The following is a 20,441-nucleotide window of genomic DNA, read 5'->3' on the forward strand; positions in this document are numbered from 1 at the left end:
ATGTATGTTTTACTGCTCATTATTATCGCGCTTGCCATTATATTTGGTGTACCCGATATCCGCCGCAGCCTGATAGCTCGTCCGGCATTTAAATTTTTTAAACGGGTATTGCCTCCGTTATCCAAAACTGAGCGCGAAGCTATGGAAGCTGGCGATGTCTGGTGGGACGGGCAGCTATTTTCAGGTCAGCCGGACTGGCATGAATTATTAAAAATGCCACCCCCGACTTTTACCCCAGATGAACAATCCTTCATTGATAATCAACTGGAAACTGTACTGGCTATGATCGATGACTTCGATATCATTATGCATCGTCGTGATCTGCCGGAAGAGATTTGGGAGTACCTCAAAAAAGAGGGCTTCTTTGCCATGATTATTGGCAAGGACTATGGTGGTCTTGAGTTCTCAGCAGCCGCTAACTCTTACATAGTGGCTCGTATTGCAACCCGTTCGTTAAGTGTGGCTGTGAGCGTGATGGTGCCAAACTCCTTGGGTCCAGGTGAATTGCTGACTCATTACGGAACTCAGGAACAAAAAGAATACTGGTTACCGCGCCTTGCAACCGGCGATGCGGTGCCTTGTTTTGCTTTAACTGGCCCAGAGGCTGGCTCGGATGCAGGCAGTATTCCAGACCACGGAGTAGTTTGTAAGGGCATGCATGAAGGCAAGGAAGTTACCGGTATTCGACTGAACTGGAGTAAGCGGTATATAACGCTGGCGCCAGTAGCGGACGTGTTGGGTCTGGCTTTTAAGCTGGATGATCCCGATGGTCTGTTAAGTGATGACAAGTCGCCGGGCATTACCTGTGCATTGATCCCAACGGAGCACGAAGGAGTCGAAATTGGTGACCGCCATTTGCCGCTGGCTCAGGCCTTTATGAACGGTACTACCTACGGTAAAGATGTATTCATTCCTATTGATTGGGTTATTGGTGGCGCCGATTACGCCGGTAAAGGCTGGCGTATGCTGGTCGAATGCCTCTCAGCAGGTCGTGGTATTTCGTTGCCTGCAGTGGCGGCCGCTAACGGCCATCTGGCCGAGAGAATGACCGGTGCTTATGCTTTTGTGCGTCAGCAATTTGGGTTACCTATAGGTAAGTTTGAAGGGGTTCAGTCCGCTATGGGCCGTATCGGGGGACTTAATTACAGTCTGGAATCCATGCGCCGCCTGACTGTAACCGCTTTATGTCAGGGCAAAAGCCCATCGGTAGTTACGGCTATGACTAAGTATCATATGACTGAGATGGGTCGTATTGTCGGCAATGATGCTATGGACATACATTCGGGTAAAGGTATTCAGATGGGCCCGCGTAATTACCTGGCGAACAATTATATGGGTGTTCCTATTTCGATAACTGTCGAAGGCGCTAATATACTGACCCGTAATCTAATGATATTTGGTCAGGGTGCTACCCGGTGTCACCCGTATGTGATGAAAGAAATGGATGCCGCTGCGAATCCGGATGAGGAAGCAGGGCTGCGTGACTTTGATAGCCTGTTACTGCGCCATATTGGTTTTGCTGCAGGTAATACCTTTTCTTCATTCTGGCATGGCTTGACCGGTGCTCGTTTTGCTAACACTCCGGTAAGTGGTGAAACCTCTTATTATTACCAGCAATTGTCACGCATGAGCCGTTCTTTAGCGCTTTGTGCTGATGTGTCTATGCTGATACTGGGCGGTGATCTGAAGCGTAAAGAAATGATATCTGCGCGTTTAGGGGACATTCTGAGTCATCTGTATATCGCGTCTGCAGTCCTTAAACGTTATGAAGATGACGGGCGCCAACAGGCTGATCTGCCGTTCGTGCGTTATTCCATTGAGTATCACTTGCATCAGATCGGTGTGGCTTTTGATGGTTTTTATCAAAACTTTCCGCAACGCCTTATAGCCGGAACGCTGCGTTTTATTACTTTCCCATTCGGAATTCATTATAAAGCGCCAGCAGATGTACATGCTCAGGATGTCAGTGAAGCTATGATGAAACCCGGGGTAGCCCGCGACCGTCATACTTTCCTTTGTTACTGGCAGGAAAATGCGGAAGACATGCTGGGTCATATGGAACTGGCTTTTTTGAGCATGCATAAATTGAAAGACTTGTATAAAGCACTGAAGAAAGCACAGAAGCAAGGCACTCTTGAGGATGACCTGCATGGCGATCGACTGGTAGAAGCGGCGCTTGCTGCAGAGCTGGTTACCGCAGAGCAGGCAGAAGAATTGCGTGAATGTGAGAAGTTACGAATGGCAGCTATTGGTGTCGACAGTTTCGCTTTTGACGACGTCAAAAAAGGCACCTTTAACGCGTTGTAAAAGTGCCTGCATGAAAAGTGCCTGAATGAAAGGTGCCTGCAATAGGATTAAACATCGCCGTTAATGATGGCGGCGGTGTTTTTCCAGTATAATATCGCGCGGGTCAGCGGCTGGAGCAAGGTCAGTCAGGCTTCTTTGCATTAATAAGGTTTCCTGCCCTTGTTGTTCAGCAGTGGCTGAACATTGCCCGTTTTCCAGATAGTGGAACGCTTCAGCAAGTAGCGGATCTGCGGGGTCTCCCCAGTCAGTAGTAACCGTATCTGTCGCCGGGCAGGTGGGCGCTAAGCCACCAAAGTAATCGCCAAATCCGTCAGCGTTGACACTTTGAAAGTTAACAGCAAATAGTACGTCATCGCATATCTCGGTGGGATATTGTCCGACTGGTTTACCGCAGGTCGTGGTACCAACTGTAAATACATCTACAAAAGGTCGTAATCCGTTTACAATCAATTCTGAGGCGGAGCAACTAGCACCGGTGGTAAGTACTACAACACGGTCCAGATCCAGCGTTTCGATGCCAGCACCAAGATTAAATAGTGTGCTTTCATCCTGATAATTATCATTGAACTGGTAGGTTACGAAAGTTTCATTCTCTACCTGTTGCCAGCTGGTTTGCGAGGCGATTTGATTAGCGATACGAATCAGGCCACCACTGTTATAGCGTAAGTCGATAACTAACTCATCGACTCCCATCATCTGGTCAAATGCGCTATTTATGTCGGCCGCAGCTCGGTTAATAAAACTGTCAAAAACAAAATAACCGATGTCTTTATCTGCAACCTGGAAGCGCTCTACGGCCATAATAGTATTGGTATCAACTTCTTGTTTCAGTAAGTAAGCATCATCCGGAGTGCCATCTACGCGTTCCCATTCGAGGTAAAGTTCAAAACCTTCCTGAGAAGGGCCAAAAGCGTCATCCCAGCTAGCCTGGCCTGCTTCTACCAGTTGAAACCATTCTTCAGTACTTCGCTCTCCGATTTGCGTGAGGCGACTACCCCGGGTTAATCCTACATTGTCGGCAGGCGAGTCATCATATACATATCGCACTTGTACAACATTTTCGTCTGTATTGTAGAGGCTGCCGAATCCCAAACCCACAAAACTTGCATTGATGTAGATATCTTCGTATTCCTGGCGGCTCATAATGAAGGAAAAGGTATCCTGGTCAGGTGTAACAGCACTCAATAGCTCGCGTATTCCCGCGTAGTCATCTGGATTTATATTAGAGGGCAGTTCATTATTCCACAAATAATCTCGTTCTAACTCACTAATCAGTAACCGGTTTTGCTGACTGACAGAACATTCCTGACCAGCGAGGTCATTAGAGCTACTGCTGCTGAAACAGCCAGTAAGTGAAAAAATTATCATCCCTGAGAGCAAGTTGACTTTGTACATATTAATCCCTGTAAAGTTATTTTTTTGTATCATACACTGGGAATAAAAAGGCTGCAAAGTTGGCTTTGTGGAAGTGTGGATGGGGCTTTTATCTGGCATACTTCAGTATAAATAAATGTAATGATTAAGGTGAAGCATGAGCGCTGTAATGCTGGATGTTGAAGGACTGGAGTTAACTTCTGAAGAACGGGAGATGTTGCAACACCCTTCAGTAGGCGGGGTAATATTATTCAGCCGTAACTATCATGATCCGCAGCAACTGCAGGCGCTGACTCAAAGCATGCGCCAGGCCTCGGGTCGGCCTTTATTAATTGCAATAGACCATGAAGGCGGACGAGTGCAGCGCTGTCGGGAGCACTTTTCAGCAATTCCGGCGATGGCTGACTTTGAATCTTTAGCCAGTAATGAAGCCGAAGGGGAGCGTTGGGCATCTCAGATGGGGTGGCTAATGGCGGCAGAGGTGCTTGCCTGTGGGATAGATTTCAGCTTTGCTCCGGTGCTGGATGTAAATGGTTGTAGTGAAGTCATTGGTGACCGCGCTTTTTCTCAGCATCCAGAGGAGGTTGCACGCCTGGCTCGTGCCTTTATTCAAGGTATGCAACGTGCCGGCATGCAAGCGACTGGGAAGCATTTCCCCGGCCATGGTTCTGTACAAGCGGATTCTCACTTTGAAGTGCCTCGTGATGGTCGTAGCTTAAGTGATATACGCAGTCAGGATCTTCCGCCTTTTACCGAACTTATGGGCGAGTTGCGCGGTATTATGCCCGCACATGTTATTTATACCGAAATTGATCCTTTGCCTGCTGGTTTTTCGCATTTTTGGTTACAGAATATATTACGTCAGGAAATGAAGTTTGATGGTGTTATTTTTAGTGACGACCTGGCCATGCAGGGAGCGACGGTAGTAGGCGATATGCAAAGCCGCGCTGAACAGGCGTTCAGCGCGGGCTGTGATATGGTATTGGTGTGTAATGATCGGGCGGGAGCTATTCAGGTATTGGACCGGGTTACTATACCGCAGCCCCAGCGACCCTTTATTCAGATGATGGCGGGGCAGCCTCCTTTAAGCTGGTCGCAGCTTAAGCAAAGTACTGACTGGCAACTTGGGCAGCAGGTCATTCAGCAGCTTCGTACTCGAGCGGATCGCTAAGCCCATGACTGGCAAAAGCAGCTAAACGCTCACGGCAGGCGCTACAACGCCCACAGGCTTTGTCTCTGCCGTTATAGCAGGTCCAGGTCTGGCTGTAGTCTAACCCCATTTTAATGCCATCAGCCAGAATATCCGCTTTGCTTTGCTGCAGATAAGGGCTGTGAATGCTCACTGCGTCGTAGTTAGCTATCTGGCTGACATGGTTCATAGCTTCGACAAATTCCGGGCGGCAGTCTGGATAAATATCATGATCCCCACTATGAGCGCCGTAATACACCTTGTTTGCTTTTATCGACACGGCGTAACCAATAGCCAGTGACAATAAAATCATATTGCGGTTAGGAACCACAGTGGAGGTCATATTACTGGTTGCATATTCAGCATCCGGAATATCGATGTCGTCGGTTAAAGAAGATCCTGCTAAAAGCTGATTAATGTTACGAATATCTACGACTTTGTGCTCAACGCCAAGTTTCTTGCAGGCCTCACTGGCCACTTCTAACTCCCGGTGATGGCGTTGTCCGTAATGAAAAGAAACAGCAAAAACCTGGTAACCATCGGCAAGGGCCCTGTTCAGCACAGTGAACGAATCCATGCCGCCAGAATAAATAACTACTACTTTTTCTTGTTTAGTCTTTTGCACCATGACGATATCCCGGTAAAATAAATGCTTTGTCGCTATTCTACCTAAATCACCCAGCATACAGAAGCAGGCTTAATGTCATTTATTGAACAAACAGCATCTAATCAACTTGCCGTTAATGAACTCTTTGAAACCATTCAGGGGGAAGGGGTATTCACCGGTGTGGCTGCTATATTTTTGCGTCTTCAGGGTTGCCCCGTGGGTTGCCCCTGGTGTGATACTCAGCATACTTGGGATAAAAAAGAGGCCGACAAAATAGCGGCAACGGATCTGATCATGAAAACCGCAGATACGCCTCAGTGGAGTGACTTGAGTGGCGAAGATATTCTGGCATTGATTAAAACTCAGGGCTATACCGCTAAACATGTGGTTATTACCGGGGGTGAACCCTGCATGTATGATTTGCGCGAGCTGGCTACAGTACTGGAGAGCGCCGGGTATAGGTTGCAGATCGAAACCAGTGGCACTTTTGAGATCCTGACCAGCGCTGATACCTGGGTTACGGTGTCGCCTAAACTGGATATGCCGGGAGGTTTTCAGGTGCGTTGCGATGCCATGACGCGGGCCAACGAAATCAAACACCCGGTAGCAATGGAGAAGCATATTGAAGCTCTGGATGAATTGTTAGCCAGGTGCCCGGTGCAACCTGGTACCACTATTTGTTTGCAACCTATTAGCCAGCGACCAAGAGCTACCGAACTCGCGATTCGGACCTGCCGATTACGTAACTGGAGGCTCTCAGTACAACTGCATAAATACCTTTCTATAGAATAGGCAATCGCCTACAAAACCAGCATTGAGCAATGCCTTCTTCTTGGCTATTTATTAATAACCATTATTCAGGTTATTAAGCTGTTTTACAGCAGCACAAGGAGTGTGACTTATGAAAGCTCGACAAACAGGTCAGGGAATGACCGAATATATTATCGTACTGGCATTGATCGCAATTGCAGCAATCGGTGTTTATTCCTTTCTTGGTAAATCTGTTCGTAATCAGGTGGCTGGGGTGGCTCAGGAAATTAGCGGGCGCTCAGCGTCAGCTGAGGTCAGTGCTGCCCAACAAGCTGCGCAGCAGGCCAGTACATCGGCTAACCGTGATTACCAACTGGGGAATTACGATGAAGGCACAGAGCAGGGTAATTAAACAACGAGGGCAGGTTGTTTTACTGATGACTTTGTTGCTGCTGGGATTGTGGCTCGGATTACAATATGTATTGAGTCTGAGTGACAGAGCACAGCGGCAGACTCATATTCAGCAGGTAACTGACCAGGCGACTGAAGCCTTCGCGATCATTGCCGCCCGGGATTTGAATTATAAGGCAGTAACCAACCGGGCTATGCTTGCCAATCATATTGCCATCGCGCAAATGGTGGGACTCAGTAGTTGGTTTCAGATGATGGACGAAGTTACTCGCAACAGTGCTTTAGTGACTAGCTGGGTACCTTATTTGAATACGGTGATGGCTAACCTTTCACGCTCAGTACAGCAGTTGCAGCAACCGGTTAATCAGGCACTCAGAGCAGGCATTCAGGCTGAGCATTTGCTGATTCAGGTAATCAGTAGTTCGCAGCAGTTGTTTCATGCTGCAGCGGCTGCGACAGCCTTGCTAACTAGTCAGGGTCTGGTGCAAAAAAATGACCCTTCACTGGAGTTGGTGTTACTGAATCATCAGACGCTGCCTGATCTGGCTTATACCTGGCTGCGTTATCAGCACAGGGATAACGACAATCAAACCTTTGTCGATTTACTGAAACAAAGTCGCGACCCTTTTAACGAAAGACGCAGTTATAGCTGGTTTCGCGTTGGAGGAGTGGCTGCGGTGCACCTGGAAAAGTGGGGCGGTACTGAAGCGGTTCCCCTGGGGCGGCAGCACTTCAGTTGGCAAGGGGTGGATATAGCGACCTTGCGGGTGCAACTGACACGCTGGATTCGAAGAACCATTCCGGTAGGTGGGGGAGCCGCTTATGTTGGTACCCGTCCTCCTGTTCGGGGCCGGGTCTCTGGGGACCTTTTTGGTGGTGCTTATGCGGCCCGGGCTGGGGTAAGTAGAAGGGCCGCTTTGCAAGGTCGTTATATGGGTCAGTTAATAAAGGTGCCGGGTCATCAGCGAATTGCGAATCATCGGCCGCCACCCAGTATCACTATGTTGGTACGGGAGCGTCAGCAGGAAGGTCAGCCACCAGGCGGCTGGGCAGCAGCGAAGGCACAGCTGGTGTATCAAAGACCAGCATTGCTTTGGCCCCGAAGTGACGGGCTGACAGAGACAGCCAATTTATTTAATGGTCTGTGGCAGGCCCGCCTGGTTCCTCTGACAGCGGCTGAGCTTTGGCTGTTGGGGCAGCAGGCATGAAATCGCGTGGACAGGTTTTGGTTGAGTTTTTAATCGCAGCGCCTGTGCTGGCGATGCTGATACTCTGGGCTTTTCCATACTTGCACAATGAATTGCAACTTAAGTTTTCAGGTCAACAGTTGGCTCAGCTGAGCCTCGCTCAGGCACACTGGCGGCAAAGTAATAATCTGGAAATGCTGGATCTGGATTTTCTGCAGACAGAGATGAGCCTGCCTCTCGCGGATGATAAACAACGCCTTTTTAACCGTAGTGCAGATTATTCATTTGCCCGGGCTTTGGCTCCTGTGGGTCTTCTTTTACAGAACCAGAGTGGGCTGGCCATGCGCAGTGATAATTTGTGGCAGGTGGCATTGAGTACTGAAGATACTGTCTGGATGTCTTATTACCGCCTGGCTGATGATTGGTCGCCGAGCCACCCTGAGCAACTTAACAGTCGGCCCCAGGCGCTACTTGGTAGCAGTTTACTGAATAATTCGTTAATGCATAACGTCCAGCGGGTGTTTGGGGTGTTGCCGGTAGCTCGCGAGCTGCGCCCGAACCAGCTTATATTTGGTTATGTTGATAACCATGCGGTACCAGAACAGGCGCTATGCACGACACAGGAGTGCAGTGAATGAAAATCGCCACAGGTATTTTTTTATATAGTCTGGTGTTACCGACGAACTGGCATACCGAACAAGTATTGCAGGGGGTCATTAGCCAGGGGTTGAAAATCAGCAGCTGGAAAGTACTGGAGTCAGGTGCTCGCATTCAGTCGTATGTTAAAACCTCGCTGCCTTTTTGCCAGCCGTTGTCTCGGCCCGGTGAGGAATATTGGCATTGCCTGAGTGCGGGCTTCTTGTATAGCTTTATACCATTTGGAGATAATTACCTTTGGGTGCAAAGCCAACCGGTATCGAATGCAGTTGAGGAAGCCTATCCGGTTGAAGGGGAGCTGATAGGGAACTACGTAACTGAATTCGAGCAGGTTTCGGTGTTTCAATCCAGCCAGCATCTGTTGGCGTTATTCTGGCAGTTTAAGCGTGCTCAGCAAAAAAGAGGAGCGCAGCTTATTATGCTGGAGCGTGATCAGGACAGCTTTGTTCAGCAATGGAGATATAACAATAAAACGCTGGTGGTAACCGGAGAGCGTGATACTAAGGGGGGGACCCGGTTGGTATTAAGCCGGGGAAGTACCTTATGAAATATTATCTTTCCTGGCGTCTGACATTACCTTTGGTCTGCGGAATTATAAGTGCACTTATTGCATTGTGGCTAATAAATCAGCACATCAATAAGCGTCTTCAGGAAGCCTCACTTCATCAGCTTCAGGTGGCTAAAACAGAAGTAGTAGTACCCGCTACTAATCTGACGGCCGGAACACAACTGCACCCATCGTTATTGCAGGTAAGGAAGTTGCCATCCCAGGCCCTGCCGGCAGACAGTATTTTTCCAGCGCAGGCAGCTCAGTTATTTGGTCGTTATCTGGCAACTGAAGTTGCTGCTGGTAAACCCTTGCAACAACTGCATATTGAACAGGAGATTGCCCAAGGCCTGGCGGCGCTGCTGAGGTTCGGGCAGCGCGCCTTTAGCATTCCGGTCAGCAATCTGGAAAGCAACGCAGGGTTAATCCGACCAGGTGATCGACTGGATATTTATCAGTTGAAAAACTCAGGATACAGGCCCTTATTGAGTTCAGTTTCAGTGCTTGCTGTAGGTAATCAGTGGCACGTCGAAGGTACCGACGTTGGTATTGAGGATTACCGCAGTCTCACCCTTGCGGTCGATGCACGCCAGGTACCAGAACTGGAGCTGCTCAGTCGACAGGGAGCTCTGGCATTCTGGTTACGTAATAAAGAAGAGCCAGAAAGCGGCATGTTACCCGCCCCTTCGGTTACTGAAATCATCGTTGCGGGTCAATTTATGGCAGAGGACTGGTAATGCTGAGTTTACTTTTGTTATGTAGTCAGCTTTTGCTGCAGACCGGAGGTGCTCAAGTGTTGCCTTTTGAAGCAAAAATCGAACGTTTGGCGATCGGGAATGGCACTGTGCTCGAGGCGCGGGTGCTGGATAATAATGAACTGCTGATTCTGGCTCTGCAGGCAGGGCAAAGCGACCTCCTGATATGGTCTGGAGGAGTGAAATCCAGTTATCAGGTTATTGTGAAAACTGGCTTAGATTATGATTTGCGGTTGTCCTTACAGGAGTTGCAAAAACAGGAAGCGGAACTTGAGGTGTCAGAACATGCCGACTTATTGCAGGTAGGTGGCCAGGTATCAGCGCAAGGACGAGCATTACTTAATCAGCTTTCTGAGCGCTATCCACAATTATTGCTTGCACTACCGGAAGCATCAAGCTCAGCCGCGGTGGTTATTGAGCTTGAAGTGCGGGTGATGGAGTTTAAAAAACGCCATTTACGAAGTCTGGGAGTGCGTTGGCAGCAGGTTGCTAATGGTCCGGCTGTGGGCATTGTCAGCGACTGGTTCGGAGGTCGCGATTTTCGTGTGGCCGGCGCAGCCACAGAGGGTTTTGTAGCAGACTTTAATAGCCTTAGTTTAACACCTGGTCATTATGCTTATGCGGGGTTAAGCACGGCATTAAGTTCTCAGTTGCAGTTACTGGAAGAGCGAGGCGAGGTTCGTATGCTGGCGAGCCCGGTATTGCGAACGGAAAGTGGCTCCAGTGCTGAATTCCTGGCGGGAGGAGAGGTGCCTCTGCCACAGACTAATTTACAGGGGGCTATGGAAGTGAATTTCAAGTCCTATGGAATTCGCCTCAACATCGCGCCACAGCAACTGGATGATGGCTCGATTCGCACTCAGGTAATGACTGAAGTTAGCAATATAGATCCTGCAGTAAGTGTCGGTGGTATTCCTGGGCTTCTGACCCGCCGCACTGATTCGGTAGTGGCTTTGCCGGCAGGACAGACATTTGTTATTTCAGGGCTGACGAGCGAGGAAGCGTCCAGCACTCAGCAACAGGTACCTGGCTTGGGGAACCTCGCTGCTGTAGGGCGTCTTTTCGCTAACCGTGACAGTTCTGGCAGTGAGACCGAGTTAGTTATATTTATTACTCCTCGCTTAGTTGGTGAGGAGGATGACAAGCAACAGCAGCGGGAAAAATTGGTGCAGGAGCTACAGCAGCGCTTGCAAGAGCAGGCATGTCGTGGAATGCGTACTTACTGACAGGGGTAATGACACCATGGAATGGTATCAACAGCTTAGTGAACTGGTGCGGGAAGCCATTAATCTGCGTCAGACTGAAATCGAGAGCATGGATGACCAGGCACTGCGGGGACTTTTGCAGGAAACACTGGCAGATCACACTGAACATATACCGGAATCTTTGTCAGCTGAACGGGTGGTGCAGCAGATGCTGGATGATCTTATTGGTTTAGGCCCTCTGGAACCTCTGCTTCGTGACTCTTCGATTTCGGAAATTATGGTTAACCGCTATGACCAGGTTTATGTGGAGCGGGATGGTCAGCTGTTTTTAAGTGAGTGTAAATTCATCAATGAGGAAGCGGTAAGACGTATTGTTGAGCGCATTGTCAGCCGCGTGGGCCGACGAGTTGATGAGAGTGTCCCTATGGCAGACGCACGACTGGCTTGCGGAGCAAGGGTCAATGTTATTATTCCACCGCTGGCCTTGAAAGGCGCTAGTCTGACTATTCGTAAATTCAGCCAGCAGATTCTGGCCGCTGATGATTTGTATAAGCGTGGTTCCTGTAGTCAGCAGTTGGCTGACTTTCTGAAAATCGCCGTGTTGGCACCTTTGAACATTGTTGTTTCGGGCGGTACTGGCACGGGCAAAACCACTTTGCTCAACGTATTGGCGAATTGGATTCCGGCCGGTGAGCGAGTAGTGACTATAGAAGATTCTGCTGAACTCAGGTTGACACACGGCAACCTGGTATCTCTCGAAGCCCGCCCCCCTAACCAGGAAAATACCGGTGCCATCAGTATTCGCCAGTTGGTGATTAATGCCTTGCGCATGCGGCCCGACCGTATTGTCGTAGGGGAGTGTCGGGGCGGTGAAAGCCTGGATATGTTGCAGGCAATGAATACCGGCCATGCGGGCTCTCTGACAACTTTGCATGCCAATACGCCCCGCGATGCTCTGAGACGGCTCGAGGTGATGGTCATGATGTCAGGCATGGAACTGCCCTTGTTGGCGATACGTCAGCAAGTAAGCAGCGCAATTGATCTGGTGGTACAGCTTAAACGACTCGGTGATGGCAGACGGGTGATTGAGCGAGTGACCGAAGTGCAGGGACTGGAAGGGGACGTATTACGTCTGGCTGACATTTTTGCGCGCTCAGGTGATGAGCCTGTTGCGAGCAGTACCGGGGAAATGCCAGCTTTTCTTGACCAGTTAAGGGGGCAGCAAAGAGAGGCTACTTTACAAATACTGCAGCCGTTAGCGGAAGCCTTGCATGATGGATAAGTATCTATTGCTGGCAACCTTGAGCATAGCTATCGGCGCCACCGGCTTAGTCGTTTTTGTTAGTAATATCTGGTTTACCTGGAACCAGCGTTTGCAGCAGCAGGCGCAGCGCTCATTGAGCGAATTGTTTCTATTTACACCATTACGCGATTTACTGACCGGATGGTTGATATTCTGGATAACGGCTACGGTTTTCATGGTGTTAGTCACGCAAAGCCTGGTACTGAGCTTATGCAGTATGATTGCTTTTGCTTTGTTTCCCCTGTACTGGTTTAAACGCTTCAAAAAACGCCGTGCCAGTGCTTTTTACCAGCAATTGCCGGACGCTTTGTTGTTGCTCAGTAGTAGCCTGCGCAGCGGGAGTCCTTTGCTTTCCAGTCTGCAGTTGTTAGCACGTGAAATGCCTGCACCGCTGTCTCAGGAGTTCACTTTACTGGTCAGGCGTTTGCGCCTGGGAGAGCCTTTTTCGGCGACGCTGGATGAATTACTGCAACGTTTGCCTTCGGTAGATCTTGAGCGGGTAGTTATAGCTTTGAAACTGGCCCATGAAAGTGGTGGCCAGCAGGCTGACTTACTGGAGCAACTGTCGCTGACGATGCGCAGCAAGCAACAGTTACAGCAACGGGTTGTAGCATTAACCTCCCAGGGCCGTTTGCAAGGTAAAGTGATGACTGCATTGCCATTGCTGATGGCTATTGCTTTATGGTTTATGGAGAAACCAACTATGCAGGCTCTGGCTGTGCATCCATTAGGCTGGATCAGCGCCGCCGTATTACTTGTTTTACTGGCTGCGGGTTATTGGGTGGTGCATAAACTGGTTCATATCGAGGTGCCATTATGAGTGCGAGTATCTCTTTATTGCTGATTACACTGTTTATCACTTTTGCGGTCAGCAGACTCCCGCTTTACGCCAGCTTTCGGTATTGTCTCCGGCTTAATTATCAGACCGGCCAGTGGTTATTGTTGCATCTGCCATCGTTATGGCAGATGCAACTGAAAAAAGCGCTGGCGCTGGCTGCGGTTAGTGAAAGACAGGCCACGCATTACCTGGGTTTGATGTTAACAGGTATCGGCTTGTTGCTTCCTTTTAGCATGAGCGGGCACAGCTACCTGGTATTGATACCATTGGTGCTTATAGTCTTGCCGTTGTATTGGTGGTTAAAAGTCCGTCAGCAGGGAGCGCAGCGAATGCGGACAATGAAAGTCGCGTTGCCCGCTCAGCTTGATTTGCTGGCGATGCTGCTGGGTGCAGGTCAGCCACTGATGGCAAGTTTACAGCGCAGTACGGATAGCGCTTTGCATAACCCTTTACGAACGGAACTTAGATTATTAGTCAGCAGGTTGCGAGCCGGCACTTCAACAGATAAGGCTTTGCAGGATTTCGCAGAGCAGTTTAACAGTCGCGAAATTCGCTTGTTCATCAGCGCCTTAATTCATGCCCGGCAAAGTGGTGCTGGGCTGGCTTCAGTGCTTCGCGAGCAGGCTCGTCATCGCCGTAATGAGCTTTTTATTGAGGCAGAGCAAAAGGCGCTGGAAGCCCCCGTGAAGCTTATGCTGCCCTTATTGACCTGTATCTTCCCGACAGCGCTTATTCTGCTTATTGTGGTATTAAGCGCCAAGCTGATGTGGCAGTTATGAATCACAAAAAACATCAGGGAAGTTTGTTGCATAACGGGCAGTTGATGTTTGCGCATGTGTTGCGGGCAGATACCTTTTATTTGCGGGTTCGCGGCTGGTTAGGGCGGGCACCCCAGTCTTATGAGGCTATCTGGTTGCCGCGTACTAGTGCGGTGCATTCGTGTTTTATGACACGGCCTTTATCCTTACTCTGGCTGGATGATTCTTGTTGTTGTATTCAACAGCAAAGGCTTCTGCCCTGGAGAATGGCTTACTGTGTTGGCGCGAGCAGCGTTATTGAAAGTCCTGCTCATTTTAGTGTACAGGTACAAGGAGACTATTTTTCATGGATAGAAAATCTAACTGGCTGATACTGTGGTTTATGATGCTACTTATGTCGGGCTGTGTGAGTTCTGCCGTTAATTCGCGACCTTCTGAATTGCGCGCAACGGCTCAGCAGGCTTATTACGCCGGCGATCTTATTACCGCAGAAGGCTTGTTGCGACAGGCTCTGGATTATAATGATAAAGACGCAGATAGCTGGTTTTTACTGGGCAATATTTACTTACGGACTCAGCAATATGTTGCTGCGCAGAATGCTTATCAGCGTGCCGCCAGGCTGAAACCAGAGCAGGCGGAGATATGGCATAACCTGGCGTTAATTCATATACGCCAGGCTACGCAAACTCTGCTGGAAGGGCGTCGTCATGTCGACGACACTTTTAATCCGTTGCTGGACTGGTTGTTGCAGGTGCAGGGGGCTGCTGGTTAAACCTTGTGTTTTAACATGCGTTCTTTCTGGCGCTGCCAATCGCGATCTTTAATAGTATCGCGTTTATCGTGTGCCTTTTTGCCCTTAGCAAGATAAAACTCGAGCTTAACCCAGCATTTTTTCCAGTAAAGGGCTGTGGCCACCATGGTGTACCCTTCGCGTTCTGCTTTACCGATTAAGGTACTGAGTTCACGTTTTTTCAGCAATAGTTTGCGGGTGCGTTCAGGGTCACAGACAACATGACTGGAAGCGCTGTTAAGGGGTTGGATCTGAGTCCCTAACAGGTACGCCTCGCCATTTTTTAGAATGACGTAACTGTCTGATAAATTAACTTTTCCCTCGCGGATACTCTTTACTTCCCAGCCTTCTAACTGAACGCCGGCTTCAAACTTATCCTCAAGGAAATACTCGTGACGCGCTTTTTTGTTGAGCGCGATAGTATTGGATGATGGTTTCTTCTTTTTACTCATGCTGCGTATTATACGCATACTTTGCGCGCAGGAAAGCAAAAGAAAGTGTTAAGTTTGGTAGGCGATGGTCGGGAAAAGCGTTAAAATATGTGCTTCATTTTTTCTGAAGCAGGTTCAGGACAGTTTTTATGCCACAAATTGAGCGGACCACCCTGGTACCTTATAGCTGCCAGCAGATGTTTGACCTGGTTAATGACATCCCTTCGTACCCGGAATTTGTGCCCGGTTGTGCGGATGCTAATCTTTTACATCAGGAAGCCGATAGAATAGATGCAGAGCTGGTGATTAGTAAAGCGGGTATTCAGCAGCGTTTTGCTACCCGTAATCGTTTAACTGCTCCGCATCGTATCGATATGGAACTGTTGCGAGGCCCTTTTAAGTCTTTGCGTGGTGGCTGGACCTTTGAAGCTATGGATGAAAACGCCTGTAAAATCAGCTTTAAACTGGATTTTGAGTTTTCCAGTCGTATGTTGCAGTTTGCTTTTGGTAAAATTTTTAACGAAATAACACGGCGCCAGGTCGATGCATTCGCCCAGCGCGCTAAAGTGGTATACGGCTAATGGAAGCGGAACAACTGACTATCGAAGTAGTATATGGCTTGCCTGAGCAGCAGAAAATCATGGTGACCCAGATCACCCCAGGTACTACTGTGCGGGAAGCGATAGAATTGTCGGGTATTAAACAGTATTTTAGTGATATAGATCTGCAAAAAAATGCGGTTGGGATATGGAACAAAACCTGTAAACTGGAGGACAAACCGCGAGATGGTGACCGTATTGAAATCTACCGGCCACTAGTTGCGGACCCTAAAGAAATTCGTCGTCGCCGTGCGGAAAAAGCGGTAGACGAAGGGCGTGCGGACAAAGTAACCGGTGGGCGAGTCGATAAGAAACGCGGCTCCCCATCGGTAGATAACAAAGCGTAATTGAGGTAGTAGTCCATGAAACTCTTTGTCATGCGCCATGGTGAGGCAGCACCTCAGCAAGCTTCTAAAATACTGGGTGGTCAAACCTACAACTCAGATGCTGAACGTGAACTAACGGCTCGTGGAGAGCGTGAGGTAGAGGCGAGTACTCAGTGGTTACGCGAACACTATGCTGAAATTGACCTGGCGATTACCAGTACTCTGGTACGCGCTCAGCAAACTCTGGACATAGTACAAACCGGAATCCCACTGAAGCAAATTGAGGTTTCAGCTGAGGTAACACCGAGTTCAGATCCTGAAGTTTTTGCAAGCGCTCTGCTGGCGCGTTTACAAATTGAGCCCGCGGCAACTGTTCTGGTAGTCTCCCATATGCCTTTTGTCTGTTATCTGGTGAGTTACCTGGACGCCAAGGTTCAGGCTCCGCTTTTTCCAACCGCTGGAATTGCTGTGTTGGATGTGGATCCGCTGGAAATGGCGGGCCGTTTACGCTCGATGACAGCCCCACCGGAATGCTGAGTTTAATCGCCTATATTGACTAAAACCAGCAAGGCTCCCTGACCACCCCATTCTAAGGGGGCCTGATGAAAAGCTAAGACATGCGGGTGCTGCATTAACCAGCCCGGGACCCGTTGGCGTAACACTCCGCTTCCCAGTCCATGAATGACATTACAGCAGTGAATATGCTCTGCCATGCATTGATTTAAGGCGGTGGCTAAGTCCCGTTGCGCCTGTACCTGGGTGAGACCATGCAAATCAACCACCAGATCCGGACTAAAATCCCCCCGCCGCAGCTGTTTACTCAGGTAAGGATTAGCGCCTGGCGCTGTATATTTCATAATGCCTTCTGGCAAAGCAGGTTCATAGCCTGAAGAAAAAGGTGAACTTGCCTGCTCACGCTGAAACTGAGTGGCGGCCCGGCGAGCGGTCAATTTTCCGAGGGCCTGGTTAGGTACTTTTTGCGGTGCCCGGTTATTGTCTTTGGGCAGGTTGCGTACACCACGAACAGCCTGACGAAACAAGGCGCGCTCGGCGTCAGATAACTTGTTGTCAGGCATGATTCTGTTCTCGCTTTAAGGTACTCTATAGAGCGCACTATAGTACTTGTCCGGTGCCCATCTGTAAAAGGCCATCTGTAAAAGGTTATGAGGAGCTGAATGTGGAGTCCACCAATTTTAACGAGCTGGCTGTTGAACTTAAAACTATAAAAGACTGGCAACGTTATGCAGTCACTGAAATGAACCAGGCTGACGTTTATTTTGGGCATGGTGCAGCGGATGCCTGGCAGGAAGCGAACCTGCTGCTGGCATCGGTAACGGCACTTAGTTTTCCTGAGTTAATTGAAGTAGCCGACTGCCGGTTGACTAGCTTTGAAAAGCAGGCTTTCTGGCAGTTATTGCAAAAACGCATTGAGCAACGCATACCCGCTTCTTATTTGACGCAGCAGGCCTGGTTTGCCGGGCTACCGTTTTTTGTTGACGAACGGGTACTGGTACCACGCTCTCCAATCAGTGAATTGATTGAACAGCATTTTGAACCCTGGTTAACTCAGCCTCCGTTACGTATTCTGGATCTTTGTACGGGGTCAGGCTGCATTGCTATTGCCTGTGCCTATGCCTTCCCTGAGGCAGAAATTGATGCGCTGGATATCTCTGAAGACGCTCTGGTGGTTGCTGATATTAATATTCAGGAACATGGGCTGCAGCATCAGGTAACGCCTATTCAGTCTGATGGATTTAACGCGGTGAAAGGTGAGCGTTATGATCTGATTGTGACTAACCCTCCTTATGTAGATGCCGATGACATGGCTGATTTACCCGCTGAATTCCGCCATGAGCCTGAGCTAGGGTTAGCTGCTGGCAATGACGGACTGGATCTGGTGCGGCGGATACTTCGCGAAGCCCCGGAACAACTCACTGAACAGGGTATTCTGGTTTGTGAAGTGGGTAATAGCCTGGTGCATATGCAGGAAATCTGGCCTGAAGTGCCTTTCATCTGGGTTGAGTTTGTAAGAGGTGGTGAGGGAGTCTTTGTCATAAACCGTGAACAACTGCTGCAACATGCTGCGGCGTTCAGTAAGTAGCAGGAGCTAAAAATGGCGGGAAATAGTATAGGGCAGTTGTTTCGGGTAACAACTTTCGGCGAAAGTCACGGGCCGGCAATCGGAGGGGTCGTTGACGGTTGCCCTCCTGGAGTTGCATTAACCGAAGCGGATATTCAAAAACAGCTGGAGCGTCGTCGCCCCGGTGCCAGTCGTTATACCACTGCCCGCCGTGAAGCGGATCAGGTGCGTATTCTGTCGGGAGTTTTTGAGGGCGTAACCACAGGAACTCCGATTGGTCTGCTCATAGAAAACCAGGATCAACGTAGTCAGGATTATAGTAATATCAAGGATTTATATCGTCCTGGTCATGCGGATTTCACCTATGATGCCAAGTATGGACGGCGTGACTATCGTGGCGGTGGCCGCTCCTCAGCGCGAGAAACCGCGGTGCGTGTAGCTGCTGGCGCCATTGCTATGCAGGTCCTCGCAAGTAAAGGGGTTACTATTCGGGCTGGCATGGTGCAGATGGGCCCAATCTGTGTTTCTGAACTGGATTGGGATGCGGTGTCTGAAAATGAATTTTTCTTTGCCGATAACACCCAGGTTGAAGCTCTTGATCGTTGTATACGGGATTTAAAAAAGGCCGGTGATTCTGTAGGTGCAAAAATCCGTGTTGAAGCTCATGGCATGATGGCAGGACTAGGCGAACCCGTATTTGATCGCCTGGATGCTGATCTCGCGCACAGCCTGATGAGCATTAATGCGGTGAAAGCGGTCGCTATTGGCGATGGATTTGACGTAGTTACGCAAAAGGGTAGTGAGCATCGTGACGCCATTACCCCCGCGGGTTTTAGCTCGAACCATGCCGGTGGTGTGCTGGGCGGTATTAGCACGGGGCAACCGCTGACCGCAGAAATAGCGCTTAAGCCGACCTCCAGTATTGGTATTAGCGGCGCTACCATTGATAACAAAGGCCAGTCGCAGCAGGTAGTTACAAAAGGGCGCCATGATCCTTGTGTAGGAATTCGGGCGGTACCTATTGCAGAAGCCATGATGGCTATTACGGTGCTGGATCATTATTTACGTCAGCGAGCTCAGAATGCAGAGGTGACGGCACCGGTTCAATTCCACGAATGAGTTTGGCACCACTGGCTCCGGCAGCACGTCGGCAAAGCCGTGTGCTGGTGTGTTGTTATTTTAGTTACTTCGCAGTGCTGGCCGTTACTGTACCTTACCTGGCTGTTTATCTGGACGCGATAGGTTTCAGCTCACGGGAAATCGGTGAACTGGTTGCTATTATAACGGCCTGTCGCATTTTCGGCCCGCCGCTCTGGGCCACTCTGGCGGACCGTAGCGGTCGTTGCCTGCCTTATATTCGCATGGGTGCGGTAGCTGGCAGCCTGCTCTTGCTCTCATTAATGTTTTCGCACAGTTACTGGTGGATAGCGCTCAGCATGGGCTTGCTGAGTGTATTCTGGTCGGCAATATTGCCGCAGATGGAAGTTCTGTCGCTGGCAACACTGAACGAACATAGCGAACTTTACCCTAAAATACGGGTGGGCGGCAGCCTGGGCTTTATCGCCGCAGTGCTGGTTATAGGTGAATTGCTGGCTCTTACCGGAGTAGAACGTTTTCCTTTGTATGCAGCGGCGATGGCAGCTTTACTGGTGATTTGTGTATGTGCTCTGTATGAGCCTCAACGTAACTTTAAAATAACTACTGAAGCGCACAGTGGTTCTATCTGGAAACGGGTAAAACGCCTGCAGTTCGTCGCTTTCCTGCTTTCGACTACGCTATTACAGGCAAGTTTTGCTCCTTTCTATGCGTTTTTTGCTCTTTACCTGACTCATCTTGGTTATGCGCCTTTTGCCGTAGGTTTGTTAATTGCGCTGGGTGTTGCAGCTGAAATCTTTATGTTTCTGGTCGCGGGCCGGGTGGTGGCTCGTTACGGTGTGCGTAATATGCTCTTGATCTGTATGTTATTGACAGCCTTACGCTGGGCGTTGCTTAGCCAGTTAGCAACGGTTTTCTGGTGGCTGTTAATCATTCAGGGGCTGCATGCTTTCAGTTTTGCGTTGCATCATGCGGCCGCTATTCGGTTTATTCATACCTATTTTCCTTCTGCGGAACACAGTCGCGGTCAATCGTTATATGTTGGTTTTGGCTTTGGTGCCGGTGGTGCTTTAGGGGCCTGGATTGCAGGCCTGGTCTGGCAACAACAGGAAGGAGCCAGTGTGGCTTTTATGGGAGCCGCTTTATTCGCTTTATGCGGCGCGGCGCTGACTTTACTTATGCGCGCTGACTCGCCAACAAAAAGCGGTCAGCAACGGCGTCAGCTATAGAGG

At 49.5% G+C, this 20,441-nt stretch carries 24 protein-coding genes; 20 read left to right on the forward strand and 4 right to left on the reverse strand.

From position 1 onward, the window contains the following. Positions 1–2,307, forward strand: a complete 2,307-nt coding sequence (locus tag CWE09_RS00960; RefSeq protein WP_126802035.1) for an acyl-CoA dehydrogenase — start codon at positions 1–3, stop codon at positions 2,305–2,307. Positions 2,308–2,367: 60 nt separating this feature from the next. On the opposite strand, the gene CWE09_RS00965 is transcribed toward CWE09_RS00960, so the two are convergent. Then, positions 2,368–3,702, reverse strand: a complete 1,335-nt coding sequence (locus CWE09_RS00965; RefSeq protein WP_198679567.1) for a S41 family peptidase — start codon at positions 3,700–3,702, stop codon at positions 2,368–2,370. A gap of 136 nt (positions 3,703–3,838) precedes the next feature. Between CWE09_RS00965 and nagZ the strand changes: the two genes are divergently transcribed. Next, on the forward strand, positions 3,839–4,852 hold the full coding sequence (gene nagZ, locus CWE09_RS00970) for a beta-N-acetylhexosaminidase (protein ID WP_126802037.1): 1,014 nt from the start codon (positions 3,839–3,841) through the stop codon (positions 4,850–4,852). On the opposite strand, the gene queC is transcribed toward nagZ, so the two are convergent. Then, entirely contained in the window at positions 4,818–5,498 is a 681-nt protein-coding gene (gene queC / locus CWE09_RS00975) for a 7-cyano-7-deazaguanine synthase QueC (protein WP_126803878.1), read from the reverse strand. The two genes, nagZ and queC, sit on opposite strands and share 35 nt — an antisense overlap. Before the next feature lie 72 nt (positions 5,499–5,570). On the opposite strand from queC, the gene queE reads away from it, so the two are divergent. The 12 genes from queE to CWE09_RS01035 all read left to right on the forward strand — a co-directional run bounded on the left by queE (position 5,571) and on the right by CWE09_RS01035 (position 14,660). After that, positions 5,571–6,269: a 7-carboxy-7-deazaguanine synthase QueE gene (queE, locus tag CWE09_RS00980; protein ID WP_126802038.1), complete on the forward strand. Its 699-nt coding sequence runs from the start codon at positions 5,571–5,573 to the stop codon at positions 6,267–6,269. Positions 6,270–6,378: 109 nt separating this feature from the next. Then, positions 6,379–6,639, forward strand: a complete 261-nt coding sequence (locus CWE09_RS00985; RefSeq protein WP_126802039.1) for a Flp family type IVb pilin — start codon at positions 6,379–6,381, stop codon at positions 6,637–6,639. Next, positions 6,614–7,846, forward strand: a complete 1,233-nt coding sequence (locus tag CWE09_RS00990) for a hypothetical protein (RefSeq protein WP_126802040.1) — start codon at positions 6,614–6,616, stop codon at positions 7,844–7,846. Before CWE09_RS00985 ends, CWE09_RS00990 begins: the two co-directional genes overlap by 26 nt. Beyond that, the gene (locus CWE09_RS00995) at positions 7,843–8,463 is read left to right on the forward strand and encodes a hypothetical protein (RefSeq protein WP_126802041.1); all 621 of its coding nucleotides are present in this window, start codon (positions 7,843–7,845) and stop codon (positions 8,461–8,463) included. Before CWE09_RS00990 ends, CWE09_RS00995 begins: the two co-directional genes overlap by 4 nt. Then, the gene (locus CWE09_RS01000; RefSeq protein WP_126802042.1) at positions 8,460–9,029 is read left to right on the forward strand and encodes a hypothetical protein; all 570 of its coding nucleotides are present in this window, start codon (positions 8,460–8,462) and stop codon (positions 9,027–9,029) included. Before CWE09_RS00995 ends, CWE09_RS01000 begins: the two co-directional genes overlap by 4 nt. Beyond that, the gene (gene cpaB, locus CWE09_RS01005; protein ID WP_126802043.1) at positions 9,026–9,766 is read left to right on the forward strand and encodes a Flp pilus assembly protein CpaB; all 741 of its coding nucleotides are present in this window, start codon (positions 9,026–9,028) and stop codon (positions 9,764–9,766) included. Before CWE09_RS01000 ends, cpaB begins: the two co-directional genes overlap by 4 nt. Beyond that, positions 9,766–11,010, forward strand: a complete 1,245-nt coding sequence (locus tag CWE09_RS01010) for a type II and III secretion system protein family protein (protein ID WP_126802044.1) — start codon at positions 9,766–9,768, stop codon at positions 11,008–11,010. Before cpaB ends, CWE09_RS01010 begins: the two co-directional genes overlap by 1 nt. Positions 11,011–11,026: 16 nt before the next feature. Next, positions 11,027–12,271 (forward strand): TadA family conjugal transfer-associated ATPase, encoded by a 1,245-nt coding sequence (locus tag CWE09_RS01015; RefSeq protein ID WP_126802045.1) that lies wholly within the window; start codon positions 11,027–11,029, stop codon positions 12,269–12,271. Continuing rightward, on the forward strand, positions 12,261–13,112 hold the full coding sequence (locus CWE09_RS01020; protein ID WP_126802046.1) for a type II secretion system F family protein: 852 nt from the start codon (positions 12,261–12,263) through the stop codon (positions 13,110–13,112). The genes CWE09_RS01015 and CWE09_RS01020 overlap by 11 nt, the downstream gene beginning before the upstream one ends. After that, positions 13,109–13,909 carry a type II secretion system F family protein gene (locus CWE09_RS01025; RefSeq protein WP_126802047.1) on the forward strand — a complete coding sequence of 267 codons (801 nt, stop codon included), beginning with the start codon at positions 13,109–13,111 and terminating at the stop codon, positions 13,907–13,909. Before CWE09_RS01020 ends, CWE09_RS01025 begins: the two co-directional genes overlap by 4 nt. Beyond that, entirely contained in the window at positions 13,906–14,259 is a 354-nt protein-coding gene (locus CWE09_RS01030) for a DUF192 domain-containing protein (RefSeq protein ID WP_126802048.1), read from the forward strand. Before CWE09_RS01025 ends, CWE09_RS01030 begins: the two co-directional genes overlap by 4 nt. Continuing rightward, a complete protein-coding gene (locus CWE09_RS01035; RefSeq protein ID WP_126802049.1) occupies positions 14,235–14,660 on the forward strand; it encodes a tetratricopeptide repeat protein in 426 nt (141 codons plus the stop codon). The genes CWE09_RS01030 and CWE09_RS01035 overlap by 25 nt, the downstream gene beginning before the upstream one ends. On the opposite strand, the gene smpB is transcribed toward CWE09_RS01035, so the two are convergent. Further along, positions 14,657–15,130: an SsrA-binding protein SmpB gene (smpB, locus tag CWE09_RS01040; protein WP_126802050.1), complete on the reverse strand. Its 474-nt coding sequence runs from the start codon at positions 15,128–15,130 to the stop codon at positions 14,657–14,659. The two genes, CWE09_RS01035 and smpB, sit on opposite strands and share 4 nt — an antisense overlap. Positions 15,131–15,258: 128 nt before the next feature. Between smpB and CWE09_RS01045 the strand changes: the two genes are divergently transcribed. Genes CWE09_RS01045 through sixA form a run of 3 tightly spaced genes read left to right on the forward strand, consistent with a single transcriptional unit; the run spans position 15,259 to position 16,571 of the window. Further along, positions 15,259–15,690 carry a type II toxin-antitoxin system RatA family toxin gene (locus CWE09_RS01045; RefSeq protein WP_126802051.1) on the forward strand — a complete coding sequence of 144 codons (432 nt, stop codon included), beginning with the start codon at positions 15,259–15,261 and terminating at the stop codon, positions 15,688–15,690. Then, positions 15,690–16,055 (forward strand): RnfH family protein, encoded by a 366-nt coding sequence (locus CWE09_RS01050; RefSeq protein WP_126802052.1) that lies wholly within the window; start codon positions 15,690–15,692, stop codon positions 16,053–16,055. The genes CWE09_RS01045 and CWE09_RS01050 overlap by 1 nt, the downstream gene beginning before the upstream one ends. A gap of 15 nt (positions 16,056–16,070) precedes the next feature. Further along, positions 16,071–16,571 carry a phosphohistidine phosphatase SixA gene (gene sixA, locus CWE09_RS01055; RefSeq protein ID WP_126802053.1) on the forward strand — a complete coding sequence of 167 codons (501 nt, stop codon included), beginning with the start codon at positions 16,071–16,073 and terminating at the stop codon, positions 16,569–16,571. Positions 16,572–16,573: 2 nt separating this feature from the next. Here sixA and smrB read toward each other — a convergent pair whose 3' ends face one another. Beyond that, on the reverse strand, positions 16,574–17,110 hold the full coding sequence (gene smrB / locus CWE09_RS01060) for an endonuclease SmrB (protein ID WP_126802054.1): 537 nt from the start codon (positions 17,108–17,110) through the stop codon (positions 16,574–16,576). A gap of 101 nt (positions 17,111–17,211) precedes the next feature. Here smrB and prmB point away from each other — a divergent pair, with 101 nt between their 5' ends. The 3 genes from prmB to CWE09_RS01075 are packed head-to-tail and all read left to right on the forward strand — an operon-like array spanning position 17,212 to position 20,438. Then, positions 17,212–18,135 carry a 50S ribosomal protein L3 N(5)-glutamine methyltransferase gene (gene prmB, locus CWE09_RS01065; protein ID WP_126802055.1) on the forward strand — a complete coding sequence of 308 codons (924 nt, stop codon included), beginning with the start codon at positions 17,212–17,214 and terminating at the stop codon, positions 18,133–18,135. A 12-nt stretch (positions 18,136–18,147) separates the two neighbouring features. Then, positions 18,148–19,233: a chorismate synthase gene (gene aroC / locus CWE09_RS01070; protein WP_126802056.1), complete on the forward strand. Its 1,086-nt coding sequence runs from the start codon at positions 18,148–18,150 to the stop codon at positions 19,231–19,233. Further along, positions 19,230–20,438 (forward strand): MFS transporter, encoded by a 1,209-nt coding sequence (locus CWE09_RS01075; protein WP_126802057.1) that lies wholly within the window; start codon positions 19,230–19,232, stop codon positions 20,436–20,438. Before aroC ends, CWE09_RS01075 begins: the two co-directional genes overlap by 4 nt. Positions 20,439–20,441 lie beyond the last annotated feature (3 nt).

Source organism: Aliidiomarina minuta (genome assembly GCF_003987145.1).
Taxonomy (GTDB): Bacteria; Pseudomonadota; Gammaproteobacteria; order Enterobacterales; family Alteromonadaceae; genus Aliidiomarina; species Aliidiomarina minuta.